At 59.2% G+C, this 16,752-nt stretch carries 14 protein-coding genes and 1 tRNA gene; 8 read left to right on the top strand and 7 right to left on the bottom strand.

Annotated features, from left to right (window positions below):
• Window positions 1-66 precede the first annotated feature (66 nt).
• Window positions 67-3,198, top strand: a complete 3,132-nt coding sequence (rne, locus tag ISP18_RS02940; RefSeq protein ID WP_380016862.1) for a ribonuclease E — start codon at window positions 67-69, stop codon at window positions 3,196-3,198.
• Window positions 3,199-3,281: 83 nt separating this feature from the next.
• Here rne and ISP18_RS02945 read toward each other — a convergent pair whose 3' ends face one another.
• Window positions 3,282-3,932 carry a response regulator gene (locus tag ISP18_RS02945; RefSeq protein ID WP_380016864.1) on the bottom strand — a complete coding sequence of 217 codons (651 nt, stop codon included), beginning with the start codon at window positions 3,930-3,932 and terminating at the stop codon, window positions 3,282-3,284.
• Between the two features lie 245 nt (window positions 3,933-4,177).
• Between ISP18_RS02945 and ISP18_RS02950 the strand changes: the two genes are divergently transcribed.
• The 3 genes from ISP18_RS02950 to ISP18_RS02960 all read left to right on the top strand — a co-directional run bounded on the left by ISP18_RS02950 (window position 4,178) and on the right by ISP18_RS02960 (window position 5,858).
• Window positions 4,178-4,417 (top strand): hypothetical protein, encoded by a 240-nt coding sequence (locus ISP18_RS02950; protein ID WP_380016866.1) that lies wholly within the window; start codon window positions 4,178-4,180, stop codon window positions 4,415-4,417.
• 97 nt (window positions 4,418-4,514) lie between these two features.
• Window positions 4,515-4,601: transfer RNA gene (locus ISP18_RS02955), tRNA-Leu, on the top strand.
• 225 nt (window positions 4,602-4,826) lie between these two features.
• Window positions 4,827-5,858 carry a YncE family protein gene (locus ISP18_RS02960; protein ID WP_380016868.1) on the top strand — a complete coding sequence of 344 codons (1,032 nt, stop codon included), beginning with the start codon at window positions 4,827-4,829 and terminating at the stop codon, window positions 5,856-5,858.
• Between the two features lie 273 nt (window positions 5,859-6,131).
• On the opposite strand, the gene ISP18_RS02965 is transcribed toward ISP18_RS02960, so the two are convergent.
• On the bottom strand, window positions 6,132-7,520 hold the full coding sequence (locus ISP18_RS02965) for an ATP-binding protein (RefSeq protein ID WP_380016870.1): 1,389 nt from the start codon (window positions 7,518-7,520) through the stop codon (window positions 6,132-6,134).
• Entirely contained in the window at window positions 7,517-8,182 is a 666-nt protein-coding gene (locus ISP18_RS02970) for a response regulator (protein WP_380016872.1), read from the bottom strand. Before ISP18_RS02970 ends, ISP18_RS02965 begins: the two co-directional genes overlap by 4 nt.
• Before the next feature lie 139 nt (window positions 8,183-8,321).
• Here ISP18_RS02970 and ISP18_RS02975 point away from each other — a divergent pair, with 139 nt between their 5' ends.
• A complete protein-coding gene (locus ISP18_RS02975; protein WP_380016874.1) occupies window positions 8,322-9,290 on the top strand; it encodes a quinone oxidoreductase family protein in 969 nt (322 codons plus the stop codon).
• A 32-nt stretch (window positions 9,291-9,322) separates the two neighbouring features.
• On the opposite strand, the gene ISP18_RS02980 is transcribed toward ISP18_RS02975, so the two are convergent.
• The gene (locus ISP18_RS02980; protein ID WP_380016876.1) at window positions 9,323-9,673 is read right to left on the bottom strand and encodes a 2-hydroxyacyl-CoA dehydratase; all 351 of its coding nucleotides are present in this window, start codon (window positions 9,671-9,673) and stop codon (window positions 9,323-9,325) included.
• 408 nt (window positions 9,674-10,081) lie between these two features.
• On the opposite strand from ISP18_RS02980, the gene ISP18_RS02985 reads away from it, so the two are divergent.
• Window positions 10,082-11,740: an MASE1 domain-containing protein gene (locus ISP18_RS02985; protein WP_380016878.1), complete on the top strand. Its 1,659-nt coding sequence runs from the start codon at window positions 10,082-10,084 to the stop codon at window positions 11,738-11,740.
• Window positions 11,741-11,758: 18 nt separating this feature from the next.
• Here ISP18_RS02985 and ISP18_RS02990 read toward each other — a convergent pair whose 3' ends face one another.
• Window positions 11,759-12,253 carry a hypothetical protein gene (locus ISP18_RS02990; protein ID WP_380016880.1) on the bottom strand — a complete coding sequence of 165 codons (495 nt, stop codon included), beginning with the start codon at window positions 12,251-12,253 and terminating at the stop codon, window positions 11,759-11,761.
• A 337-nt stretch (window positions 12,254-12,590) separates the two neighbouring features.
• On the opposite strand from ISP18_RS02990, the gene ISP18_RS02995 reads away from it, so the two are divergent.
• Window positions 12,591-12,998, top strand: a complete 408-nt coding sequence (locus ISP18_RS02995; RefSeq protein WP_380016882.1) for an H-NS histone family protein — start codon at window positions 12,591-12,593, stop codon at window positions 12,996-12,998.
• A gap of 329 nt (window positions 12,999-13,327) precedes the next feature.
• Here the strand turns inward: ISP18_RS02995 and ISP18_RS03000 are convergent, their stop codons facing one another.
• Window positions 13,328-14,620, bottom strand: a complete 1,293-nt coding sequence (locus ISP18_RS03000) for a pectate lyase family protein (protein ID WP_380016884.1) — start codon at window positions 14,618-14,620, stop codon at window positions 13,328-13,330.
• A gap of 299 nt (window positions 14,621-14,919) precedes the next feature.
• Between ISP18_RS03000 and ISP18_RS03005 the strand changes: the two genes are divergently transcribed.
• Window positions 14,920-15,510, top strand: coding sequence for a dihydrofolate reductase family protein (locus ISP18_RS03005; protein ID WP_380016886.1), 591 nt, complete (start codon window positions 14,920-14,922; stop codon window positions 15,508-15,510).
• A gap of 166 nt (window positions 15,511-15,676) precedes the next feature.
• Here ISP18_RS03005 and ISP18_RS03010 read toward each other — a convergent pair whose 3' ends face one another.
• Complete coding sequence (locus ISP18_RS03010; RefSeq protein WP_380016888.1) at window positions 15,677-16,627, bottom strand: hypothetical protein; 951 nt, start codon at window positions 16,625-16,627, stop codon at window positions 15,677-15,679.
• Between the last annotated feature and the right edge of the window lie 125 nt (window positions 16,628-16,752).

The following is a 16,752-nucleotide window of genomic DNA, read 5'->3' on the forward strand; positions in this document are numbered from 1 at the left end:
CCCGGATAGGCCGCCACGCCAGGCGCCACCGCGGCGCGCGACGCGCGGCCAAGCCGAGGAATCACAATGAAAAGAATGTTGATCAACGCAACTCAGCGTGAAGAGTTGCGTGTGGCCATCGTAGATGGCCAAACCCTTTACGATCTTGATATCGAAATCCCCTCCCGCGAACAGAAAAAAGCCAATATTTACAAAGGCCGCATCACTCGCGTCGAACCCTCCCTCGAAGCCTGCTTTGTCGACTACGGCGCCGAACGCCACGGCTTCCTCCCCCTGAAGGAAATCGCCCGCGACTACTTCACGCCGGGCCTGGATCCTTATAAATCCAACATCCGCGATCTCCTTCGGGAAGGCCAGGAAGTGGTCGTCCAGGTGGAGAAGGAAGAGCGCGGCAACAAGGGCGCGGCGCTGACCACCTTCATCAGCCTGGCCGGCCGCTACATGGTGCTGATGCCGAACAACCCGAAGGCGGGTGGCGTCTCGCGTCGCATCGAGGGCGAAGACCGACAGGCGCTGAAGGAAGCCCTCGAGCATCTCACCGTCCCTGACGACATGGGCCTGATCGTGCGCACCGCCGGCATGGGCCGCGACGCCGAAGAGCTGCAGTGGGATCTGGACTACCTGCTGGCCACCTGGAAAGCCATCTCCCAGGCCGCCAGCTCCCAGAAGGCGCCGTTCCTGATCTATCAGGAATCCAAGCTGTTCATCCGCGCCCTGCGCGACTACCTGCGCAACGACATCGGCGAGATCCTGGTCGACGAGGAATCGCTCTTCCAAGATGCCCGCGACTTCATGCAGCAGGTGATGCCCAACGCCCTGCGCAAGCTCAAGCTGTACAAAGACGATACCCCGCTGTTCTCGCGCTACCAGATCGAAACCCAGATCGAGAGTGCATTCGACCGCAGCGTGCGCCTGCCTTCCGGTGGTTCGATCGTGATCGATCAGACCGAGGCGCTGACCGCCATCGACATCAACTCCTCCAAGTCCACCAAGGGTGGTGACATCGAGGAGACGGCGTTCAATACCAACCTGGAAGCGGCGGCGGAGATCGCCCGTCAGTTGCGCATTCGCGACGCCGGTGGCTTGATCGTCATCGACTTCATCGACATGGACAGCCCCAAGCATCAGCGTGAAGTCGAGGAGCGTTTGAAGGATGCGGCCAAGCTCGACCGCGCGCGCATCCAGATCGGTCGTATCTCGCGCTTCGGCCTGCTGGAGATGTCTCGCCAGCGTTTGCGTCCGTCGCTGGGCGAGGCCACGCAGATCGTCTGCCCGCGCTGCGAAGGCCACGGCCACATCCGCAGCGTGGAGTCGCTATCGTTGTCCACCCTGCGCTTGATCGAAGAACACGCGATGAAGGACAACACCGGCCAAGTGCTGGTGCAGGCTCCGTCGAGCGTGGCCAACTTCATGCTCAACGAAAAGCGCGCCAGCGTGGTCGAAATCGAACTGCGCAACAAGGTGCACGTGGTGATCGTGGCGGACGACAAGCTCGAAACGCCGCATATCGAAATCCAACGCATCCGTGAAGCGGACATGGGTGAGCACAGCAAACCCAGCTATGAGCGTCTCACTGCGGAAGAAGCCAACGTAGTGCGCAAGATGGGTCAGATGCTGGGCAGCAGCGAGCAGCCGGCTGTCAGCGGTATCTTGCCTAGCAGTCCTGCCCCGGTGCGTGAAGAAGAGCCGGCCACTGCGCCAGTTGCCGCTCCGGTGGCGAAGTCACAGCGCCAACCTGCCCCGGCCCCCGCACCGGCCGCATCGCAAGGCGGTTTCCTTTCCAAGCTGTTCGGCATGTTCCGCGGCAACGGTGCCGCCGTACCAGCACCCGCCCCTGCACCGGCCGCTCCCGTACGGCAGGAAAGCACGCGCGGCAGGCAGGACAACCGCCGCAACGAACAGCGCGCACGTGGCGAGCAGCCGCAGCGCCAGAATCAGCAACGCGAAGGCCGCGGCGCACAGCAGCAGCAAGGCAAGCATCAGGGCCAGCGCCAGCGCGGTGAACAGCAGGCGCAAGCACGCCAGCAGCCGCAGCAGGAGCGCAATAAGCAGGAACAGCCGCAGCGCCAGCCGAAGCCGGCACAGGTGAGCGAGGCTGCCGCAACCGAGCAACGCAGCAAACCGCAGAACGTCGAAGCAACCAAGCAGCCGCAGCAGGAACGCCAACCGCGTCAGCCGCAGCTGGAGCGGGCACAACAGCAGGCGAATCCGCCAGTTGCCACCAAGCCGGTGGAAACGCAGAAGCCTGCTGAGAAGCCGGCTACTGAAACCGCCGCGCCTGTCACTGTCGCTACTGTCGAAGACAACAGCATCGCTGCCGAGGCCGCGACCACGATGGAAAGCGCCGGCCAGTCGCGCCGCCGTCGCGGCCGTCGCGGTGGCCGTCGTCGTCGCCGTCACGAAGGCGCAGTCGCCGGTGCCGTGCAGAACGAACAGCTCGACACTCAGGATCTGGACGACGAGGATCGCGACGATCCGTCCGCGCTGGAAGCGGAGGCGCCGCAGGCAAAGCCTGAGTCCGCTACGCCGGCCGTTTCGCACGCGGTCGTATCAACGCCGGTGGACGAAGCACCTCACGCTGCTGCTCCGCCCGTAGAAACCCATGTGCCGACGCCACTGAAGCCAGCAGTCGTCGACGAAGCGGAAACCATCAAGGCCTCCTCTGTCGAACGGGAAGCCGCTCCCCTCGTGGCCGATGAGGATCACGCCGCGGCGCCGCTCATCGTCGCGCCAGCACCGGTGCCGTCATCGTTCAACCTGCCCGTGCTTCCGCCTATTCCGGCGCACGAAGCTGTGGCGGAAGAAGCACCAGTGGTTTCCGAAGAAACTGCGACGGCTCAGTCGCATGAGGAGACGCCGGTAGCTCAGACTGAAGTAGTCACCGTTACGGTGCCGCACGAAGCTGAGCCGGCTGCGAACGAAGCAAGCGTGGTTGAATCGATCGTCACTGCTGAGGTGAAGCACACGGACGAGCCGGTGCTGGTCGAGCCCCCTGTCGCTGAAACTCTCGAAGCGCCGGTGATTGTGACACCCGCGCCCATCATCCATCAGCCGGAACAAGGCGACCTACTCTCCGCGCCGCTACGCCAGCATGCGTCGACCGGCCATGAAGCTCACGAAGAAGCGAAGAAGCCGCCGGCAGAAGCAGAAGAAGAAAACCTGCAGCTCGGCCAGCAACGCGATAATAGGCTTTCCTGACGCGTCGCTTCTCCGTACGCACAAACGAAAGGGCCGGACACTGTCCGGCCCCTTCGCTTTCTGAAGTACGCAAAAAGCGTCGCTCAGTTTCCGACCTGGTTATTGTGCGTATCCAGCAAACCGTGCACGGTCATCAGATGAGCGAGGCTGATCACGTGATCCACCTGCAGCTTTTCCATCAGCCGTTGCTTGTACGTGGATACCGTTTTCGGACTCAGGTTGAGCTGTTCGCCGATAGCTGTCAGCGCCTTGCCGCGTACTAGCATCATCGCCACTTCGAGTTCGCGGCTGGACAACACGTCGAACGGGGAACCTTCGCCATCGAGCGTGGCCAGCGCCAATTGCTGTGCCACGGCCGGAGCGAGGTAGCGCCGGCCGCCAGCCACCTGACGCACGGCATTGAGCAGCTCTTCGGCCGCGCAGCTCTTGGTGAGGTAGCCGTGCGCGCCGGCATCCAGCAACCGCTTCGGAAAACGGGCATCTTCTACTACCGTCACCACGATCACATGCGTGGGCAGGTTGGCCCGCACGATGCGCTCAGTCAGCTCGATGCCGCTCATGCCAGGCATGTGTACGTCGACCAGCGCGATGTGCGGCTTGGTGGCACGGATCAGGCGCAGCCCTTCTTCGGCTGTCCCCGCTTCACCGCAAATGCGAATGTCCGGCTGCTGTAGGATCATCCTGAAGCCGGTTCTTACCAGCTCGTGGTCGTCCACGAGTACAACGTCAATCATCTTGCGCCCTCCCTGGTTAGGAACTGTGCCTCAGCAAAGTAGGCGGGTCGCTGACACATTGCAAGTGTGTAACCCCTCGTTTCGCAAGGATTTTCCATATACCGCCGATACCCACAGTTCAAGTAGGAAATTGCCTACATACACGTCCTAATTTTGATGCCATCATTCGCTCGATTGCAGTTGAAGTCACGTGTTCCGCTACACCCCAGCAAGGCTAGTTAGCACTAACCCAATGGAGCGTACCGATGGTGATCTACTCGCTCAGGCAGTCGCCGGACGGAGATTGGAGTATCCGCCGAGAATCGGCCACCCTGTTCAGTCAATTAAGGCTTGGCCCCGCCATCCAGTTGGCGCGCGAAGCCGCCCGCGACGAGCACAATCGCTCCGGGCGCGGCACCTGCGTGGAAATGCCAGGCCCCACCTCCACCATCCGCCTCGCGCAATACGCGCGTCCGGGTCACCCGCTCGAAACCGCAGTGGCCTGATCTCGGTCCAAACAAAACGGAGCGCGCCGCTCCGTTCACACCCGGGCGCATGTTACGATCTGCGCGCCTGCAGCCGGTCATTCGGCAGCTCCCTCCAGCCCGGATGGCGAAACAGGTAGACGCAAGAGACTTAAAATCTCTCGGGGGCAACCCCGTGCCGGTTCGATCCCGGCTCCGGGCACCAGTGCCATCAGGCGATCAACTTCCATTCGATCGCTTAACGCGCGCTCTTTTCTTGATGGTTCACCCACGGCGAGCAGATTTCAGATCTGCTGCATCGCTCATGCGCGAGCGGTAGTGGGCAATGCATCACATCGACGCATTGTCCAGACTCCAACACGCATTCTAAGGAAGCCATAAGTAAGCCGGCGCAAGCTTGCCGGACTCTATCCTCAGCGAGCTTGCCCCTATGCTTCGGCCTCTTGTTATCGCAGTACTCGCATCCCTGGCAGGCGTTGCCGCCACTTCGTCCGTGGCGGCTCATACCACGCAACCTTCCATCGCCGTGATCCATCACCTGAAACTGGGTGGCACCGGTGGCTGGGATTACCTCAACTTCGACGCGCAGCGCCGGCATCTTTTCGTCAGCCGCGGCGATCGCGTGCTGGTAGTCGACGTGGATCACGATAAGCAGATCGGCACTATTCCGAACACCGATGGCGTGCATGGCATTGCTGTCGCACAGGATCTGCATCGCGGCTTCACTAGCAACGGCAAATCCGACTCGGTAACCGTGTTCGATCTGGACACGCTCAAACCCGTTGCCACCATCAAGGGCACCGGACAGAAGCCGGACGCCATTCTGTATGACAGCGCTTCGCACCACGTCTTTACTTTCAATGGCAAGAGTGGCGATGCCAGCGTCATCGACCCGGCGAAGAACGCCGTTATCGCCACCATCGCCCTGCCCGGCAAGCCGGAGTTTGCCGCCGCGGACGGCAGCGGGCATGTCTACGTGAATATCGAAGACAAATCCGAACTGGTGAAGATCGACAGCACGACCAACAAAGTGTTGAACACTTGGCCGCTGGCACCATGCGAATCACCGAGCGGACTGGCCATGGATGCTGCGCATAGCCGCCTGTTCTCTGTGTGCGACAACCAGGTGATGACGGTACTGGACGCGCGTGATGGCCATCACGTGGCCGCGGTGACGATCGGCGATGGCCCGGATGCCGTGAGCTTCGATGCGGGCGAAAACCTGATCTACAGCTCCAATGGCGAAACCGGCACGCTGACCGTGGTGCATGAAGATGATCCGGATCACTACACGGTTGTGGCTAACGTGCCGACGCAAATAAGTGCACGCACGCAGGCGTTGGATCCGGACAAGCATCGCGTTTATCTGTCGTCTGCGCAGCTCAGTGACAAGAAGGATGCGCGTGGACATCGGCAGGCGGTGCCGGATAGTTTCACCGTGTTGACCGTGGGCAAGCCGTAATCTTCGCGTCGTCATACCGGTGACAGCCCACTGCTGTCCGGAGAAAGTTGCATCGCCCGGTATAGGTGCCACCCCAACCCCTCTCCCGGAGGGAGAGGGGTTGGGGTGAGGGTACGATCAGCGCGCGATCACAAAGACCTGCGCAAGACATCAGCACCGCGCTTCGTCCGAACCCTCACCCGCCTCTCGGCACCCTCTCCCGGAGGGAGAGGGATTCACTTAGGGAGTTTCTTAGAAGGCTCCCCCTTCCCTCTTTGCCAATGGGAAGAGGGATCAGATTTGCGGAATCGCCACCCGCACCCGCAAACCACGCCCCGAAGGCGCATCAAGCAACTCGATCGTCGCGTCATGCAACTGCGCTGCACGTTGCACAATGGAAAGACCCAACCCGTAACCGTCGCCACCACTCGACTCACGATGAAAGCGCGCGAACACGCTCGCACGCCGTTCCAGTGGAATACCAGGGCCGTTATCGATCACTTCGATCAGCGTGGCTCCCTGCGAGCGACGCAGCGATAACTGCACCTGACCACCAGTGGGCACGTGATGCATGGCGTTTTCGATGAGATTACGCAGCAAGGCAGCGAGCGCGGCCTCGTAGCCTTGAATCTTCAAGCTGTCATCGTGCTCGGCAAACGCGAATTCCACACCGCTTTCGCCGAGTAATGGCGCCAGTTCGTCGATCACGTTCATCGCTACGGCGATCAGGTCGACTTCACCACGTTGCCCGGCTGCGGCGCCGGCTTCCAGGCGGGCCAGAGCCAGCAGCTGTTCGATGCGTCGGGTCAGTCGCGCCAAGCCGGATTGCGCGCTAGTCAGCGCCGCCGACGCATCCGGTGGCAGCTGTGTGGCCATCGCGCTGTCCAGATGGATGATGGTGGATGCCAGCGGCGTACGCAGTTCGTGCGCCACGTCCGCGCTGAAGCGGCGTTCGCGCTCCAAGGCGTCTTCCAGGCGTTCCAATTGCATGTTCAAGGCATCCACCACCGGCTGCAATTCCTGCGGCGCGTGCTCCAGTTGAATGGGCTGGCGACTGCCGGGTGCGCGTGATGCAAGCGCCTGTCGCAAACGTTCCAGCGGTCGCAAACCACGTCGTACTGCCCATCCCACCAGTATCGCCAGTAGAGGCAAGCCGACAAATTGCGGCAAACCAAGATCGAGCCAGAGCGCACGCGTGATGTCGCGCCGACTGTCATCGCGTTCACCCACGCGAACGACCACATCGTTGACGTCGTCGACCAGCGTAAAGATGCGCCAGCCGTAGCCTTCGAAGAAGTGATCATCGAAGCCGGAAACAGGTGTCGACGGCAACGGCAGCTGCGCAAAATTCGCCGTAGTCAGGCGCATATGGTTGTGCATGTCGAACACCTGGTAGCCCACTTCGGCTTCGTAGGTCCGCGTGTGCAACAACTGCTCTTCGGCCTTGCGTCCCAGAATCGGCACCACCAGCGAGCCCAGCTCCGGTTTGCGCAGTGCTTCCACACCTGCCTGTCGGATCAGCACATCCAACGTACGCGCCGACTGCGCCAGACGTCCGTCCAGCAATTCCCGTGTTTCCTTCAAGGCACGGTGATAGCTGTACAAACCGAGCGGCAGCAGCACGGCAATCAGCACGGCAATGATCATCCAGCGCAGCCGATCGCGCAGACTTAGCCGCTTCACGTGGGATCTCGCGGAATCATGTAGCCCACACCGCGAATGGTGCGAATGGCATCGAAGCTGAGCTTGCGGCGCAGCGCGTGAATTTGTACTTCCAGAGCACTGCTGCCGACGGCGCTGTCCAATCCATACAAGGAATTTTCCAAATGTTCGCGACGCACGATGCGACCGGCGCGTTCCATCAAAATACGTAGCAGGGAAAATTCGCGACGCGTGAGTTCGACCCGATTGCCACGGTATTCGGCTTCGCACGTACCGATATCCAGGCTGATCACACCGACATCGATGCGATTGGCAGCCAGTCCTTGCGCGCGGCGCGTGAGCGATCGGATGCGCGCGCTGAGTTCTTCCACGTGGAACGGCTTCACCAAGTAATCGTCCGCACCGGCATCAAGGCCGCGCACACGCGCTTCCAATCCATCGCGCGCCGTCATCACGATCACCGGCGTGTTGACGTGCGAGCGGCGCGCTTCGGCCAAGACTTCCAAGCCGTCTTTGTTGGGCAGGCCCAGATCCAGCAGCACCAGGTCGGCGGTCTGATCGCGCATGGCCGCCAGCGCCTCGCGCCCATCGCGCAGCCAGGTCACAGCATAGGAAAGCCGTTCCAATGCCAGCCGAATGGCCTCGCCCAGTTGCAGGTCGTCTTCGACCAGAATGATGTGCATACCTCGTTTACCTTCGTCCTACCTTGCTGGAGGTATTGTCCCAAGATGCCATTGTGCGCAGATTAGCTTAGGGCGGTCTTACCGGGCTTTCTCCGCGCGGCTTGCCTGCCATTCACCATCGTCCGGCCAGGAGACACCCATGAAAGCCCTGCGCTTCACCCGCCACGGAACGCCGGATGTCCTGGAATACGCGGATGTCGCCACGCCCGTTGCCGACGCGGGAACCGCCCTGGTGCAGGTGTTGGGCGCATCGGTTAATCCGAGCGACGTCAAGAACGTGGCCGGCCAATTTTCGCAGACGACCTTGCCGCGCATTCCAGGCAGGGATTTCAGCGGTGTCGTGGAAGAAGGGCCGCTCGCCTGGCTCGGCGTGGAAGTATGCGGTACCGGCGGCGATATCGGCTTCATTCGCGATGGCACACATGCCCAATACATTCGCGTGCCGATAGCCGCACTGGTGCGCAAACCCGCCGCGCTCGATCACGCGCAGGCATCGGCTATCGGCGTGAACTTCGTGGTGGCGTGGCTGGGCGTCGTGGACTACGCGCAGCTGCGCGAAGGTGAAACCATCGCCGTGATCGGCGCGGGCGGCGGGGTCGGCGGCGCGGTGACGCAGATCGCCAAATCGCTGGGCTGCCGCATCATCGGCATCGACCGGCACCCGGTGGACGCAAGCTCGCCGGCCGGCAAGCGCATTCATGCCTTCGTGCCGTTCGACGGACACACCGTCGCCGGCGTGCGCAGCCTGGAAGGCCTGGCTAATGGCGTGGACGTGGTGTTCGACAGCGTAGGCGGCATCGCCTTCGAAACCGCGCTTGGCCTGGCCAAGCGACGCGGACGCGTGGTGGAAATCAGCGCCACCGGGCATCGGCGGGTGGAGTTCGATCTGGTCGATTTCTATCACAACGAAACCCAACTGCTAGGCGCTGACAGCGCCAAACTTGGCGTGGTGGAATCGGCCCGGCTGATGCAGGCGGTGGCGCGGGGCTTCGACAACGGCAAGTTCGATGCGCCAGTGATCGCTCACCGCTACGCGCTCGCCCAGGGGCGGGATGCTTACGCGGCGGTGGCCGAAGGCACGCCCGGACGCGTCGTCATTGTGCCCTGAGCGGCAGGTTTTCCCCCAACAGCCCGAGCGCCTTAAGGCTGTGCGCCAGTACTGCCCTTGGGTTTGCGCCCACGGCGAGGTTTGGCTTCGGTCTGCGCGATCAACCCCTGCAGGTACGCAATACCCTCGTCTTCCGGGAAAAAGGACACCACGTCCGCCACGGTCAGATTGTGACGCGCGCGCAACGCCAGAAATTCCTGTTTGGCTTGCTCCATGGCGGACAAGGCGGCCTGTTTGGCCGTCGGCTTCCTGGTCTTGGGCGGCGGCGGGGGCGGCGGCGCACGCTGTTCGATCTCCTTTTCGAGAGCCGCAAGTTCTTCCTGGAAGCGGCGAAAGGCATCTTTCGGGAGAGTCATGGTAACCGGGTGTGCTACGGGACTCATGATTATCTCATACAGAAGCGGCCCTTCCATCGCCGGCACCTATTCGATTTTGAACGGGATTGACCGCTAAAGGCGGAAAACGACCTGTCAGCACAGGCCAGACGTGCGCCTTCGCGCACAGCAACAAGTGCGTCTTCGACGTTCCCCGATAAACATCCGTTTGGAGCGTGCAAAAGCGTGACGCAGGCGCCGGTTCCGTCTACGGGCCTTCACGTTTCCAAGCACCCCGCTGCGTATGATGGCCATCCAAACGCCGTCCTTGCCGCGAGACATCGAAAGGCATGCTGCTACACCAGAGCAGGTACGCGTACTTGGCACAATCTTAGCTTTGCATGTCTTGCACCATGGGAAGTCATATCGCTATGGACGGCTGGCCGCGGTTATCGAAGGCTACTCAGGGGTGCACCGATGCTGAAATCAATCGCTGAAAACAAGTGGCTGCGGCAGGTGGCGGTTTTCGTCGCATATGGGGCAATCTTCGCGCTATTGCGGCCTAATTCGAACGGCATCTGGCACATTACCAGTGGCCTGCGACTTAGCTGCCTGCTGCTGCTTCCCTATCGTTATTGGCCGGCCCTTGCGCTGGCCGAACTCGGCCCGCTGATCTACTACAACTCGCCAGAGCAAGCGCCGTTCGGTCAGATGTGGTGGATCGGCAATTCCATTCCAGCCATTTTGTATGCCATGCCTGTCGTAGCATGGTGCAAACGCAGATTGGGTCTCTTCCCCTCCAAGCACCTAATAAGAGCCAAGGCACTGCTTATATGCATTGCGCTGGCGGCGGCTGTTTGGACGGCTACCGTGGTGCCCGTGCTGCTCGTCGTGGTGCAGCCTACAGGGACTCCGAATCCTTACCATTTTCACAGCATAGAGATCGTGCAACTTTTCCTGGGTCGGTACGCCGGCATTCTCACTATTTTGCCTATCGCCCTGGCACTCAAACTGCAAAGACCTCAGCCCTTACGCGCACGCCTCGTTAGTTGGGCAGGTAATCGACTGGTGCAAGAATCCATCGTGTTGTTGCTACCGACGCTGGCCGTGCTTTACTGGGCCAATCGACATGCGCCGGTGGAGATCAAACCAGTCATACACATGACGATGTTTCTTCCAGCGGCATGGCTAACCATGAAGCATGGCTGGCGTGCTGCTGCGATCGGCACTGCTGCCGCTATCAGCTGCATCTTCCTGGGTATGGAATCCCGCGTCGATGACCTAGATGTGATCGGCGCACAAGCCTTCATTGCTTTCTCCGCCACCTGCCTGTTTGCGCTGGGCGTTCGTGTCACCATGCAGAACGCCGCGGAAGAGCAGGAACAGATCAGTGCGAAGACAGCCGTCAAAGTCGCGCAGCAGGGTATGTATCTGTGCGAGCTACGTATGCGCCAAGCCGCACAAACACTCGAACAGATCGGCGGCACGTTGCAATTGACGCAGACGCGACTGCTCAACCGCTTCAAGCACATACTGCCGCCCATGGAAGGCCAGACCTATTACAAGCAGATGGCGACCACGCAAAGCCAGGTCTACCAATTAGTCGAATCCATGCATCCCTCGGCTTGGCGCGAGCGTGGCCTGCCGGCTGCCTTGCGCGAAACCATCGGGCGCTCTCTGGACGGGGCCGACATCGCCTACCGCTTCGAGTTGCAGGGCCGCGGCCTGAGCCAGTTGTCTTCTGGCGTGCACGCAGCCATCTATCGTCTGGCCTGCGAGGCTGTGGTGTATGTGTTTGCGCAGCAGGCCTGGTTGACCATCACTATCTCGTTACGCGGCGGCTTCACCCATGGCCAGCGTTGGGCCGTGCTGCGCGTCGAAGGTTATACCGATCACGCCGAAGCCGACCTTCCCATGCAGAAGAAACAGGAAAGCCAGCACTTGGCCGCCAAGCTGGGCGCTAACAGCCTGGGCGTAATGGCGATGCGAGACTACGCTCGCCTCTACAACGGCGAACTCCACACGTTGACTCAAACTAATGTGTTTCGTGTCACCGCGCTGATGCACGATGTAAGTCAACGCGTGCCGGAGTCGCTCGCAACGTCCCCTGCCTCGCTCGAACTGTACATTCGTTGATATTTCCCGTAGGAATCGTCAGCTACCCGTTCCAACGCTCATGATGGCCTGCGAGCAATTGACCGGATTCGTACAAATATCTTGAGTAGTAGCCGGTGTAACGACGTTGAGCTGCACCGCACCCGTACTTGTCGGTGTGGCCGTGATACGCGTACTGCTATCGCTATAAACCGTTTCTGCGTTTGCCGCCGTGGCAGGAATTTGCGCATGCTGCGCAGTGACGTACGGCGCATCCACGCCCACCGGCAACACCAGCACGACCCGATCGGCCATCGCCACCGCGCCACGCACCGTGCCGTTCAAATCGTTTACCTGGATATAGCGAATGCCGTCGCGAATAAATACGTACACGTGATAGTGCGGACTGACGCTGACATCCGTGGCATTCGGCCACGACTGCCCCAGCCCGGTCGCGGGCGCCTGGTAGGCAAACGCCGAAGTGGACAGCAGCGCTGCAAACAATATCGATATGGCGCCTGCGCGCGAAGCAAAACCAGATGGCTTACGGAACATAAAACCCCCTCTCTGTCCGGAGTGCGGCAGGAATTGCCGACGCGGAATGTAGCACCCTGACGTGTGTAAACCGTGCAAATGCCGTTATCCGGCACCCCCTTATAACGGGCCAGGGCATGGTTATTGAAATGGCGACTCTGTTCTCTTTTTTACTGAGATAAAATCGCCTATTGCAATTAAATCGAGAAAAACGCACTGTATTTCGGCAGGCATCTGCTGAAAAATGCCATTGAACAGGTCTATTTAACCTGTTTGGCTAAGACAATTTGCAAATTTCGTTCATCTTGACTAATTTGATGCTTGGCACCGTCCATAAATATCCCAATAAGGACCAAACATGGCCATTGACCTGAAAACCCTTTCACCGAAAGAACTCCAATCGCTTATTGCCAACGCCGAAGCGCACATGCAGGAAGCCAAAGTGACCCAGATCCAAGAAGTGCGCAGAAAGATCGATACCCTCCTCCACAACGCCGGCCTGACCCTGGCAGACGTTTATCCCACCCGCGGCGGCAAGGCCAGCAAAGCCGGCAAGCGCTCGGTGGTCGCCCCCAAATACCGCAATCCGGAAGATGCCTCGCAGACCTGGTCCGGACGCGGCAAGCGCCCGTTGTGGGTGGTCGCCGCGCTTAAGCGCCGCGGCGTGACGCTCGACAACCTTCTGATCGATGGCGCAAGCAAGCGCAAGGCGCCGGCGAAAAAGGCTGCGAAGAAGGCAACGCGTCGCAAGGTCAAACGTCGTTGATACGTGTGGCCTCCCCCTCTCCCCCGGGGAGAGGGTTGGGGTGAGGGGCCACGCTCGCCAGATCTTTATCAAAGCAAAAACAAAGGCGCGATTTTCGCGCCTTTGTTTTTTCCTTTCTCGCTAGCCCTGACGTCTCGCATGGCGCCGAACATGATTAGCATCGCGACTCAGCGACATCGGTAGCTTAGTTCGTCACCCCGGCGAACGCCGTGGCCCAGCGACTTTGATGCACAAAGACAGAGCAAGACTATTGCTGTTTTGTGCCATCGCCAGCCCGGCCAGGTATCGGCCGCCCAGGCTGCATATAGCCATCCATCTTTCCCGCTTGTTCAAAGATGACCAGGGCCTGCTTGAGCCTGGACGACGGAAGGAACGTTGCTGGCCTCGTACGACTTGACCGATTTCAAAGGCAACATAGCCTTGACTGCCGACAGCACTTGCTCGTTCTGGTCAAACCCGCTGAGATCGGATGCTCCCACTGCAATGTTAGTGCCGCACTTGCGACCAAGTTCTTTGGCGCACAGTTGCTGTGCGGAAGCATTGCTCTTGCCGTCAAGGAGACCAAAAACACTTCCTACTTGAGTGAGGTTCGAATTCTTGAGGATCGGCACACTAACCTGATCGTAGTAATTGCCTTCAACGAGAACGTTCATGCCGTTGAAGGCATTCAAGGCATGCCAGCAGCCATTCTGGAAATAATTGTTCACGATCTGGAAGACGCCATTCCCTGTGATGATTGGTGCCCGGCCAGCGAAGTTGTGAACCCAATTGTTCGCAATCGTGACACTTTGAACACTGTTAGCGCCGGTCTCGAAAAGCATGTTCCAGTAATGGTCGCTATTACCAAAAGCGGCGTAAGGACTACGTCCGTCAAAATCGTTCCATGAAACTGTTACGTGCGTTACCGAGTCAAAGCCGGCGGCAATCATTTGGCGTCCGATCATGTAAAACCGGTTGTGGTCGATCCACACATTATCGACGCCACTCAAGGTGATGGCGTCGCCGGCGAAGATGACGCTTGGATTGATCTCAGTGATCGTCAGGTTGCGGATAATGACGTTGTTGACGTTGACCAGCCTGAGTCCTCTGCCCTCGATGACGCCTGCGGCACCTACCCCGATCACCGTCTTATTGGAGCCAACCAGCAACGGTTTGCCCCCGACCTTGTCATAGGCAATCTGCGATTCCTTATGGCCATTGCAATGCGTATCGCGGCTATTTAGAAGCACCAGCGCCTCGGCCTTATTGGGGTACGGATAGCAACCGAGTCCGGATGCGGTGCCTTCTTCGCCACGGAAGTCGATCGTCCTATCGATCACGATGGTTCGCGGCGTGTTGTCGCCACAAAGCCCTGCTGCGTTGAGCTCATGACAGAGCTCGTGTTTCAGCTGATCCGTCGTGGAGACAGTGACGACCTCTCCCCGAGCGCCACCCGTTGTGGCATGCGCAAATCCTTCCGGAACATTCGAGCTGGCGATGGCAACCTCCGCCACACAGGTGAAAGCCATGAGCCCCATGCCTGCAAGGGTCCTTACAAACCTGGCGTATTTTGATGGCATTGACTTTGCTTTCTTGCGAGGGGCGCTGATCACTGGCAGTGACATGTGGGTGCGTATACGCATGCGCGCTCATGCGCCAAGAAAGCCTAAGTAGCGAGGAGCTACACGTACCATTCACAAGGCAGCCATATGGCTATCTTTTTGAGACAGCGACACCATTCGGTGAATTGCGACACATGGGAATCCAGAGAATCACATTCGAACTATCCGCTGCCGCGAACGCATCGATATTCGAGCGACTCCAGGTATGGATTCCAGTGGACAACTTGTCGAAATCCGATCTCGCCGTTCGTCCTAATAGTGACGAGCAGGGTAACTAGCCCAGCTGACGCAGCGACACAAACCCGTGGTGGAGATTCAACATGCGCAAGCTCAAAATCATGGAACATATTTCGCTGGACGGCGTGATCCAGGTAGCCAATGGTCCGGACGACAGCGACTTCCCCTACGGCGACTGGACCGCACCGTATCGCTCTCCTGCTGGGCTAGAGAAAGTCCTTGCGATGTACGGCGAGACCTTCGATCTGGTGATTGGCCGCCGAACCTACGATCTGTGGTCGGGTTTCTGGCCGAAAGCACCGAAGAGTCCGATGGCGGATCGCCTGAACGTGGCGACGAAGTATGTCGTCACCCACCGGCCGGAGAGCCTGGCATGGGGCCCCGTCGAGGGCATTGGACCGGACCTCGTGGAGAGCGTTCGTGGCATCAAGGCGAAGGACGGTCCGGACCTGATCCTCGCGGGAAGCTCGACGCTGACTTCGGCGCTGCTTGAGCATGGGCTGGCGGATGAGGTAGTTCTGCTGGTCAATCCTGTCCTGCTGGGCAAAGGAAAGCGCCTTTTTGCCGAGGGAACTCCGCCGCGCGCCTTGGCGCTGGAAAGCTCGCATACGACGCCGACTGGCATCGTCGTGAATATCTTTAAGGCCGCTGGGCCTTTGCAGAACCTTAGATAAGGAGTGTCTCGGATGCTTTTCATGATGATGTGATACCCAAAGGTATGGATCAGCCGCTCCGGATGCCACTTCCAACAAATCAGTAGAGACAGACTCCCAGCAAAGCTAGGAGCCTTCCGATGGACTGTTGATGCCGTCGATGAGACCTCGAACTCGGAAGCAATTGTCAAAAGCTCAAGTTCTGGGTTCTAGACCGAGCTTGACTGGCAATTGCCTGTACTGTCTCAGCTACAGTGCCCGCTCCTTCAACATGTCTGAGTGTGAATTCGAGCAAAGGTAGGTAAAGCATCGTCAGCAATTTGTGGGCAAGAACAAGCGTGACACCAATGAGCTCCGCCAGATGGTGGGCACTGGCGACAAACCTCAAATCGTCGGAAGCCAAAACAATCTGAGGCCCTGGAGGGACCGCAGAGAGCATAGAGGCGGTGCCTCCATGAACCATGTCCGAGAGTGCGCTATAAAATTCGTCGCACTCGCCAAAGAACGCTTCCAATCCGACTTTATCTTCCTTCCTAAAGTGATCAACCTTTCCTTTGAAGGTTGGCTGCGGATCTGCGTAAAGCGTCGAATCCTGCTTGAGCCTGTTCGAAAGCGCGGCAAACTGGTCGAGTGCGGCTACCAACGCAGGGTCATCCAAATGAGCCCCCATTGACGACCATTTTAACTTACGCAACGAGTCAAGCGATTCCGCAAGCTGCTTGTTGTACAACCGTATATCCATCTTCCAGTACAGAAGCGACGATCTAAAAGTGCTGTCCAAAATGCCGCGAGTTGACAAGGCAAGCGATAGGAAATCTGTAGTTTCGGCTGCATTAACAACATCGCGATGCGTGATGTTTTCCCAAAGTCGTGTCGCAATGCCCAAGTGAATCGCCTGTAGGCCGAGATCGTTATCAAGTCGCAAAGCCACATTACGCAGATAAACACAAGCATCGCAATCGTCCCCATGATCGGCATCATCAATGGCAACCTTGACACCCTTCGCCTCAGTTAGGAATTCCTTCAAATGCTTCAGAAGGAAGCCAATCTTGACTCGCATATCACCAAAATCGCGCAACACCGTCGGGATAACGCCTTGGTGCGCTTTAAGCAAAAGTAGGTTATGAGTAAAAGGCACGCGCTAGGTCTCCAATGAAGTCTGTTATCCGGTAAAGGAATCTGATCCCTTATATGCTGTGACGCGCCGCTTCGGCGATAGCATCCAACCGCGTCTCTTTGAAAATTCAAAGGCGGCCCACTCGG

The organism is Dyella humi (genome assembly GCF_044904605.1).
Lineage (GTDB): Bacteria > Pseudomonadota > Gammaproteobacteria > Xanthomonadales > Rhodanobacteraceae > Dyella_B > Dyella_B humi.

What these genes read in the sequence shown, in the direction of transcription:
- rne (WP_380016862.1), top strand. Translation starts at nt 67, where the DNA reads ATGAAAAGAATGTTGATCAACGCAACTCAGCGTGAAGAGTTGCGTGTG.
- ISP18_RS02945 (WP_380016864.1), bottom strand. Translation starts at nt 3,932, where the DNA reads ATGATTGACGTTGTACTCGTGGACGACCACGAGCTGGTAAGAACCGGC.
- ISP18_RS02950 (WP_380016866.1), top strand. Translation starts at nt 4,178, where the DNA reads ATGGTGATCTACTCGCTCAGGCAGTCGCCGGACGGAGATTGGAGTATC.
- ISP18_RS02960 (WP_380016868.1), top strand. Translation starts at nt 4,827, where the DNA reads ATGCTTCGGCCTCTTGTTATCGCAGTACTCGCATCCCTGGCAGGCGTT.
- ISP18_RS02970 (WP_380016872.1), bottom strand. Translation starts at nt 8,182, where the DNA reads ATGCACATCATTCTGGTCGAAGACGACCTGCAACTGGGCGAGGCCATT.
- ISP18_RS02975 (WP_380016874.1), top strand. Translation starts at nt 8,322, where the DNA reads ATGAAAGCCCTGCGCTTCACCCGCCACGGAACGCCGGATGTCCTGGAA.
- ISP18_RS02980 (WP_380016876.1), bottom strand. Translation starts at nt 9,673, where the DNA reads ATGAGTCCCGTAGCACACCCGGTTACCATGACTCTCCCGAAAGATGCC.
- ISP18_RS02985 (WP_380016878.1), top strand. Translation starts at nt 10,082, where the DNA reads ATGCTGAAATCAATCGCTGAAAACAAGTGGCTGCGGCAGGTGGCGGTT.
- ISP18_RS02990 (WP_380016880.1), bottom strand. Translation starts at nt 12,253, where the DNA reads ATGTTCCGTAAGCCATCTGGTTTTGCTTCGCGCGCAGGCGCCATATCG.
- ISP18_RS02995 (WP_380016882.1), top strand. Translation starts at nt 12,591, where the DNA reads ATGGCCATTGACCTGAAAACCCTTTCACCGAAAGAACTCCAATCGCTT.
- ISP18_RS03000 (WP_380016884.1), bottom strand. Translation starts at nt 14,620, where the DNA reads ATGCGTATACGCACCCACATGTCACTGCCAGTGATCAGCGCCCCTCGC.
- ISP18_RS03005 (WP_380016886.1), top strand. Translation starts at nt 14,920, where the DNA reads ATGCGCAAGCTCAAAATCATGGAACATATTTCGCTGGACGGCGTGATC.